The sequence below is a fragment of the Endozoicomonas sp. ALC013 genome (assembly GCF_049310205.1).
Taxonomy (GTDB): Bacteria; Pseudomonadota; Gammaproteobacteria; order Pseudomonadales; family Endozoicomonadaceae; genus Endozoicomonas.
The window spans coordinates 1-6,859 of sequence record NZ_JBLYNS010000198.1; the positions used below are offsets into that span (position 1 = coordinate 1).

Below are 6,859 nucleotides of genomic sequence, written 5' to 3' on the forward strand. Positions count from 1 at the left end.
GAAACTGGTGGACAACGGACAGGACCGGACACCAGAGCTCAACGAGGCAGTGGTTGCGCTGTTGCCCTGCGTGAACGCACAGAAAGCTCATTTTAAACCACAGGAAATCACCAGCCTGCTATGGGCCATGGCAAAACTGGTGCACAACGGACAGGACCGGACACCAGGGCTCAAAGAGGCCGTGGCCACGCTGTTGCCCCAAGTCAACGTTCAGAAAGCTAACTTTAACCCACAGGGTATCGCCAACCTGCTGTGGGCCATGGCAAAACTGGTGGACAACGGGCAGGAACGAACGCCAGAGTTCAATGATGTAGTGGCCGCCCTGTTGCCCCATGTAAACGCACAAAAAGCTCATTTTAACCCCCAGGAAATCGCCAACCTGCTGTGGGCCATGGCGAAACTGGTAGACAGCAAAAAGGACCAGACACCAGAGTTTAACGAGGCCCTGGCTGCGCTGTTGCCTTACGTGAACGCACTGAAGGACCAATTTAATCCTCAGGGTATCGCCAACCTGCTGTGGGCCATGGCAAAACTCGGTGAACTCATTGAGCTGAACGAGTTTACCTCCACATGCGAATCGCTTGTCTACCAAATCCATGAAACTCCCCGGCTCTCTCAGCAAGCCATATTGATGTCTCTCTGGGGCGTCATGGTATGCTGTGCCAGGTTGTCTCTGGTCGCCACTGCCAATAAAAACCATGTTCTTGACAAACACATGGATGACCTCTTTACTCGCCTGGTAAATACATCCCCCGACAATGAAGATGATCAATCCATCATTGCCATGGCCGCAAATTGGCTTGGCAGAACGTGTCCGATCATTCCCCATTACCAGACAACCATTTCAATACCTCAATCCAATTTCCGTGATCAACTCCAATCATGCATTCCCTCTTTAAAGATTGAAGAAGAAAAGTGTCTGAACTCATTGCCTCCGGTTGATCTGCTACTGCCCGATCACAACATGGTGATTGAAATTCAGGGACCATCTCATTACACAAGTGCTGATTTCAAAACCAGGAAGGGTTCGACTCTGCTGAAAATCGCACTGCTGAAAAAATCAGGATTTGAAGTCATTGAAATCCCGGCTTACGTACTTTGGAATCATGATTTAATGAAATCATATATTGATCAAATAAAGACCAGGACAGGCATCCCGCCACAGGATCATTCTGTATCACTTAATAAAGATAAGGCATACGTTACTACCGATAAAAGACCGCAAGATCACGGGTACTTAACCGTCAAAGAACCTTCAAAAGAGCAAACAGGTAAACCAAAAAGGAGAAAAAGGACGAGAAAAAAGCCAGTAATCGCCTCCCTGCCATCATGATTCAAGAACCGTTTTCACATTCAAGGCAGTGCCAGCGTTGAACACCTGTTGCCCATGCAGCTCGCCCCGGATGATTTGGAAATAACGAATTGGTGGCATCAGGAGTAAATGAGTATCCCCAACCGTGTGGTTTTATCGATATTTCAGCAAAATGAACTTCTGAACAGAACAGCAGTCTGTTTTTTATATTTTCATGAATTAATGAAATATAACTATGCATAAAAGCTCTGCTGGTATCGGTGGTAGATACGCAAGATCAGATAATAATTACAACCAACCGGATGACCATGCCGCTTATTCAAAGCGTGGACAATTTAGACATGCCACCGTCAGAAAGAGGGATAATATCCCCCGCACTACTCCGGGACGTAATGAATTTCACCACTCTTCTGCCCCATACTTTTCCCAAAACCTGCCGTGCCGTTCAGTAAACCCTGCTCAAGATTTCAATGCCCTCATCAAACAGGAAATAATGGATGATCTGATGAGTAAATCTGATCGTTTCGGTTATCGTTATGATGGGAAAAATCACAGTCAATATGCCAATTCAATTAAGAGATACACGTTAGCTTCTCAACGCCCCTTAACCCGAGCGGAACAAAGCCAGCTGATGATTTTTTTGCAAAATTATACAGCCACACGCCGTTGGAGTTGGCGAAGCCTGACAACAACACTTTACTCATTTACTTCAGCGGGTGTTTTTACCCCTCATAAACCCGTGGATGAGCGTGTCAGGCACACTCAGGTTGCCTTATTGTCATCGCTACTTGATGCAATAATATTCAAGTGCAACCAAAAACCTCAAGCCCGGGACATTGATGCCTGGGGGATCGCCAACCAGCTGTGGGCCATGGCAAAACTGGTAGACAACGGGCAGGAGCACACACCAGGGCTCAAAGAGGCCGTGGCCGCGCTATTGCCCCACGTGAAAGCACAGATGGACCAATTTATTCCTCAGGGCATTGCCATCCTGCTGTGGGCCATGGCGAAACTGGTGGACTACGGGCAGGAGCAGACACCAGAGTTCAAAGAGACCGTGGCCGCGCTGTTGCCCCACGTGAACGCACAGAAGGACCAGTTTAAAGCTCAGGGAATCGTCAACCTTCTGTGGGCCATGGCGAAACTGGTAGACAGCGGACAGGAGCGAACACCAGGGCTCAACGAGGCTATGGCCGCGCTGCTGCCCCATGTGAACGCACAAAAAGATCAATTTAATGCTCAGGGGATCGTCAACCTGCTGTGGGCCATGGCGAAACTGGCGGTCAATGGGCAGGAGCGGACTCCAGGGCTCAATGAGGCCGTGGCTGCGCTGTTGCCACATGTGAACATACAGAAAGCGAACTTTAAACCACAGGGAATCGCCAACCTGCTGTGGGCCATAACAAAACTGGTTGAACACGGGCTGGAGCGAACACCAGAGCTCAAAGAGGCTCTGGTTACATTGTTGCCCCAGGTGAACGCACAGAAAGCCAAACTTAACCCGCAGGAAATCGCCAACCTGCTGTGGGCCATGGCAAAACTGGTGGACAACGGGCTGGAGCAGACAACAGATCTCAGGGAGGCCTTAGCGGCGCTATTGCCCCACGTGAACGCACAGAAAACTAACTTTAAACCACAGGGTATCGCCAACCTGCTGTGGGCCATGGCAAAACTGCTGGACAACGGGCTCGAGCTGACAGCAAGGCTCAACGGAGTCGTGACCGCATTGCTGCCCCGCGTGAACGCAAAGAAAGAACAATTTATTCCTCAACATATTTCCAACCTGCTGTGGGCCATCGCGAAACTGGTGGACAACGGGCAGGAGCAGACACCAGAACTCAACGAGGCCGTGGCCGCGCTGTTGCCACACATGAACGCACAGAAAGCTAACTTTAAACCACAGGAAATCGTCAACCTGCTGTGGGCCATGGCAAAACTGCTGGACAATGGGCAAGAACGGACGCCAGAGTTCAATGATGTAGTGGCCGCCCTGTTGCCCCATGTAAACGCACAAAAAGCTCATTTTACCCCTCAGGAAATCGCCAACCTGCTGTGGGCCATAGCGAAACTGGTAGACAGCAAAAAGGACCAGACACCAGAGTTCAATGAGGCTGTGGCTGCGCTGTTGCCCCACGTGAACGCACTGAAGGACCAATTTAATCCTCAGGGTATCGCCAACCTGCTGTGGGCCATGGCAAAACTGGGTGAACTCATTGAGCTAAACGAGTGTACCGCCACGTGCGAATCGCTTGTCTTCCGAATCCGTGAAACTCCCCGGCTCTCTCAGCAAGCCATATTGATGTCTCTCTGGGGAGTCATGGTATGCTGTGCCAGGTTATCTCTGCTCGCCACTGCCAATAAAAATAATGCGCTTGAAAAACACATGGATGACCTGTTTACGCGCCTGGGAAATACATCCCCCGACAATGAAGATGATCAATCCATCATTGCCATGGCCGCAAGTTGGCTTGGCAGAACGTGTCCGATCATCCCCCATTACCATACAAGCATTTCAAAACCTCAATCCAATTTCCGTGATCAACTCCAATCATGCATTCCCTCTTTAAAGATTGAAGAAGAAAAGTGTCTAAACTCATTGCCTCCGGTTGACCTGCTACTGCCCGATCACAACATGGTGATTGAAATTCAGGGACCATCTCATTACACAAGTGCTGATTTCAAAACCAGGAAGGGTTCGACGCTGCTGAAAATCGCACTGCTGAAAAAATCAGGATTTGAAGTCATTGAAATCCCGGCCAACATGCTTCGGAATCAAGATTCAATGAAATTCTATATTGACCAAATAAAGACCAAGGCAGGCATCCCGCCACAGGGTCATTCTGTACCACTTAACAGAGATGAGGCATACGTTACTACCGATAAAAGACAGCAAGATCACGGTTACTTAACCGCCAAAGAACCTTCAGAAGAGCAAACAGGTAAACCAAAAAGGAGAAAAAGGACGAGAAAAAAACCAGTAATCTCCTCCCTTCCATCATGACTCAAGAACCGTTTTCACATTCAAGGGAGTGCCAGCGTTGAACACCTGTTGCCCATGCAGCTCGCCCCGGATGATTTGGAAATAACGAATTGGTGGCATCAGGAGTAGATGAGTATCCCCAACCGTGCGGTTTTATCGATATTTCAGCAAAATGAACTTCTGAACAGAACAGCAGTCTGTCTTTTATATTTTCATGAATTAATGAAATATAACTATGCATAGAAGCTCTGCTGGTATCGGTGGTCAATACGCAGGATCAGGTAATGATTACAACCAACCGGATGACCATGCCGCTTATTCAAAGCGTGGACAATTTAAACATGCCACCGTCAGAAAGCGGGATAATATCCCCCGCACTACTCCGGAGCGTAATGAATTTTACCACTCTTCTGCCCCATATTTTGCCCAAAACCTGCCGTGCCGTTCAGTAAACCCTGCTCAAGACTTCAATGCCTTCGTCAAACAGGAAGTAATGGATGAACTGATGAGTAAATCTGATCATTTCGGTTATCGTTATGATGGGAAAAATCACAGTCAATATGCCAATTCAATCAAGAGATACACGTTAGCTTCTCAAAGTCCCTTAACCCGAGCGGAACAAAGCCAGCTGATGATTTTTTTACAAAATTATACAGCCACACGGCGTTGGAGTTGGCGAAGCCTGACAACAACACTTCACTCATTTACTTCAGCGGGTGTTTTTACCCCTCATAAACCCGTGGATGAGCGTGTCAGGCATACTCAGGTTGCCTTATTGTCAACGCTGCTTGATGCAATAATATTCAAGTGCAACCGAAAAGCTGCATCATGGGATATTGATGCCCAGGGAATCGCCAACCTGCTGTGGGCCATGGCGAAACTGGTGGAAAACGGGCTGGAGCAGACACCAGAGCTCAAAGAGGCCGTGGCCGCTCTGTTGCCCCACGTGAACGCACAGAGAAATCAATTTAAAGCCCAGGGTATCGCCAACCTGCTGTGGGCCATGGCGAAACTGGTGGTCAACTGGCAGGAGCGGACACCAGGGCTCAACGAGGCCGTGGCCTTGTTGTTGCCACATGTGAACATACAGAAAGCTAACTTTAAACCACAGGGAGTCACCAACCTGCTGTGGGCCATAACAAAACTGGTTGAACACGGGCAGGAGCGAACACCAGAGCTCAACAAGGCCGTGGCCGCGTTGTTGCCCCAGGTAAACGCACAGAAAACTGACTTTAAACCAAGGGAAATTGCCAACCTGCTGTGGACCATGGCGAAACTGATGGACAACAGGCAGGAGCGAACACCACAGCTCAAAGAAACCGTGGCCGTGCTGTTGCCCCATGTGAACGCGCAGAAAGGCCAATTTAATGCCCAGGATATCACCAACCTGCTCTGGGCCATGGCAAAACTGTTGGACAACGGGCAGGAACAAACACCAGAGTTCAAAGAGGCTCTGGTTACATTGTTGCCCCAGGTGAACGTTCAGAAAGCCAAACTTAACCCGCAGGAAATCGCCAACCTGCTATGGGCCATGACGAAACTGATGGACAACGGGCTGGAGCAGACAACAGATCTCAGTAAGACCGTAGCCGTGCTATTGCCCCACGTGAACGCACAGAAAGCTAACTTTAAACCACAGGATATCGCCAACCTGCTGTGGACCATGGCAAAACTGGTGGACAACGGGCTGGAGCAGACAACAAGGCTCGACGGAGTCCTGACCGCGTTGCTGCCCCGCGTGAACGAACAGAAAGAACAATTTATTCCTCAGCAAATCGCCACCCTGCTGTGGGCCATAGCAAAACTGATGGACAACAGGCAACGGACACCAGAGCTCAACGAGGCTGTGGCCGCGCTGTTGCCCCGGATAAACGCACAGAAAGACCAGTTTATTGCTCAGCATATCACCAACCTGATGTGGGCCATGGCAAAACTGGTGGACAACGGGCTGGAGCAGACAGCAGAACTCAAAGAGGCCGTGGCCGCGCTATCGTCCAACGTGAAGGCACAGAAAGCTGATTTTAAACCACAGGGTATCGCCAACCTGCTGTGGGCCATGGCAAAACTGGTGGACAATGGGCAGGACAGGACACCAGAGTTCAACGGGGCTCTGGCCGCGCTATTGCCCCTCGTGATTGCACAGGAATCTGAATTTAAACCAAAAGAAATCACCAACCTGCTGGGGGCCATGGCGAAACTGGTGGACAACAAACAGGAGAGAGCAACAGGACTCGAAAAGACCGTGGCCGCGCTGTTGCCTCATGTGAACGCACAGAAAAGCCAATTTAATGCGCGGGATATCGCCAATCTGCTGTGGGCCTTGGCAAAACTGGTGGACAACGGACAGGACCGGACACCACAGCTCAACGAGGCCGTGGCTGCACTGTTGATTCTCGTGAACCCACAGAAAAAACAATTTATTCCTCAGCATATCGCCAATCTGCTGTGGGCCATGGCGAAACTGGTGGACAACGGGCTGGAGCGAACACCTGAGTTTAACGAGGCTGTGGCCGTGCTGTTGCCCCTGGTAAACGCACAGAAAGACCAATTTATTCCCCAGCATATCA

5 protein-coding genes are annotated in these 6,859 nt (G+C 49.8%); 3 read left to right on the forward strand and 2 right to left on the reverse strand.

Annotated elements, in window-relative coordinates; genetic code table 11:
- Window positions 1-1,333: DUF1601 domain-containing protein (locus ACO6V1_RS21675; protein WP_422468491.1), on the forward strand; the 1,333-nt coding region annotated here is incomplete at its 5' end.
- Window position 1,334: 1 nt separating this feature from the next.
- Here the strand turns inward: ACO6V1_RS21675 and ACO6V1_RS21680 are convergent.
- Window positions 1,335-1,553, reverse strand: coding sequence for a hypothetical protein (locus ACO6V1_RS21680; RefSeq protein ID WP_422468493.1), 219 nt, complete (start codon window positions 1,551-1,553; stop codon window positions 1,335-1,337).
- Here ACO6V1_RS21680 and ACO6V1_RS21685 point away from each other — a divergent pair.
- Entirely contained in the window at window positions 1,548-4,313 is a 2,766-nt protein-coding gene (locus tag ACO6V1_RS21685; protein ID WP_422468495.1) for a DUF1601 domain-containing protein, read from the forward strand. The genes ACO6V1_RS21680 and ACO6V1_RS21685 overlap by 6 nt on opposite strands.
- A gap of 1 nt (window position 4,314) precedes the next feature.
- Here the strand turns inward: ACO6V1_RS21685 and ACO6V1_RS21690 are convergent, their stop codons facing one another.
- Complete coding sequence (locus ACO6V1_RS21690) at window positions 4,315-4,533, reverse strand: hypothetical protein (RefSeq protein ID WP_422450719.1); 219 nt, start codon at window positions 4,531-4,533, stop codon at window positions 4,315-4,317.
- Here ACO6V1_RS21690 and ACO6V1_RS21695 point away from each other — a divergent pair.
- Window positions 4,528-6,859, forward strand: a 2,332-nt coding sequence (locus ACO6V1_RS21695; protein WP_422468497.1) for a DUF1601 domain-containing protein, incomplete at its 3' end; no start/stop codon positions are given. The genes ACO6V1_RS21690 and ACO6V1_RS21695 overlap by 6 nt on opposite strands.